A 1,735-nucleotide genomic window follows, 5' to 3' on the forward strand; every position below is an offset into this window, starting at 1 on the left:
TCTCGCAGTGTCCGCATCTGAGGTCGGTGCCGAACCAGGCGACGACCAGGTTGACGCTGCCGCAGTTCGGCGCCAATGCCTCGAGCGTATCGAGCGAGGCGAGCAGGTCGGACGGGGCGACCATCGCGTTGCGGTTCTCGGTGACATAGGTGCCGGGCCCGGTCGCCCGGCCGAGCGTCAGCGGGTCGTAGCCGAACTCGGTCGAGCCGGGGATCAGCGCCACCGCCTCGACCAGCGGTTCGAGATCGCCGACGGCGCGGAACACCTCCGCGGTGATCACCGGCATGCGGTTGCCGAAGCTGGTGAGGTCCATCGCCTCGAAGACGATGTAGGCGATGCCGCGATAGGCCGGCGCGTTGTCCGCCCCCTCCTTCGCCGCGATCAGCGAGTCGGCCTCCTGGTCTTCCGTCCCGAGATACTTGCGGATCGTCACCCAGCCGGCCGGATAGTCGTGGTCGAGCTCGCGCCCGTCGGCCCAGATGCGGCCGATGCGATGGACCGGCCCCTCGCACAGCGCCACGGCGAAGTTGGCGAAATATTTGTAGCTGGTGGTCGACGGGCCGCCGAAGCCCTTGCCGCCGCCGGAATCGATGCCGACCTCCTGGAACCGCGTCGCCCAGATCATCTGCCCGGCGAGCCTGCAGCGGCCGACGAGGCGGGCGATGGGCGCGCCCTCGGTCGAGGCGGTGAGGTCGACCGAGGTGAGGCGCGGGCCGTCGCGGCGGGCAACCGGCGACAGCGCGGCGATCAGCGTCTGGTCGATGACCGAGCCCACCGCCCCGCCGATCGCCCGGCCGAGCATCGCGCCGACCGGTCCGCCGATCGCCCCGCCGATGACGCTGCCGGCCGACTGGAGGAGGACGGTTGCCATGGGTGCGGCCTCTCATGGGTGGGCGGGTTTGTGTGTGGGGGGGTGATGCGGCCGTCGCGGCGCGCGGCCGGCACCGGGTGGCGGCCCGATCGTCGTCACAGCCCCGGAAACGCGAAGGCCGCGACGATCCTCTGCCGCCACCAGTCCGACAGCGCCACCTCGGCGACCGGCGCGTGCTCCTGGGCGTGGATGAAGCGGGCCGGCGCGGCCTCCGAGACGATCCCCACATGCCTGGCGATCATGCCGCGGCGGATGCGGAACACGACGACATCGCCCGGCGCGAGCGCGCCCGGATCGGTCTCGATCAGATGGCGCCGGGCGGTGGCGAGCAGCGTCTCGGTGCCCTGCACGCTGCCCCAGTCGCGCGAATAGGCCGGCACCTCGTCGGGTTCCGGCCCGATCATCGCGCGCCAGACGCCCCTGACCAGCCCGAAGCAGTCACAGCCCGCGCCCTTCATCGACGCCTGATGCCGATAGGGCGTGCCGAGCCACGTGCGGGCCTCGGCGACGATCGCCGCCCGTGTGACGGTGGCCGCATCAGTTGAAGAAGCTGCCGCCATCGTTCTCTCCCGACTGGCCGACCACATAGGAGAAGGCCCGGTCGTTGCCCGGCATGTGCGGAAAGCCGCGGAAGTTCGCCGTGTTGGCGAACTTCGCCCTGCACGTCGCAAAGGTCTTGTCGCAGCCGGCGGTCAGCGTGACGCCGTCGCCCGTTGCGACGGGCCGGGCCGCCCGCAGCCACAGTTCGACCTCGATCCCGTCGGGACGTCGACGGTCGGCGCGGATCGCGCCGGCGAGCCCGGCATTGGCGCCGGAGGTCCAGACGAGTCGGCCATGCCGGAACCAGCCGTCGGCGAACGGACC

2 protein-coding genes and 1 pseudogene are annotated in these 1,735 nt (G+C 71.6%); all 3 read right to left on the reverse strand.

The window, feature by feature from the left end; translation table 11 throughout:
- Window positions 1-871, reverse strand: a pseudogene (locus EDC22_RS18035) (baseplate multidomain protein megatron); the annotation flags it as partial.
- A gap of 95 nt (window positions 872-966) precedes the next feature.
- Window positions 967-1,431: an NlpC/P60 family protein gene (locus tag EDC22_RS17780; protein WP_132808101.1), complete on the reverse strand. Its 465-nt coding sequence runs from the start codon at window positions 1,429-1,431 to the stop codon at window positions 967-969.
- Window positions 1,409-1,735: phage BR0599 family protein (locus EDC22_RS17785; RefSeq protein ID WP_207903845.1), on the reverse strand; the 327-nt coding region annotated here is incomplete at its 5' end. The genes EDC22_RS17785 and EDC22_RS17780, both read right to left, overlap by 23 nt.

Origin of the sequence: Tepidamorphus gemmatus, assembly GCF_004346195.1 — a bacterium.
Taxonomy (GTDB): domain Bacteria; phylum Pseudomonadota; class Alphaproteobacteria; order Rhizobiales; family Tepidamorphaceae; genus Tepidamorphus; species Tepidamorphus gemmatus.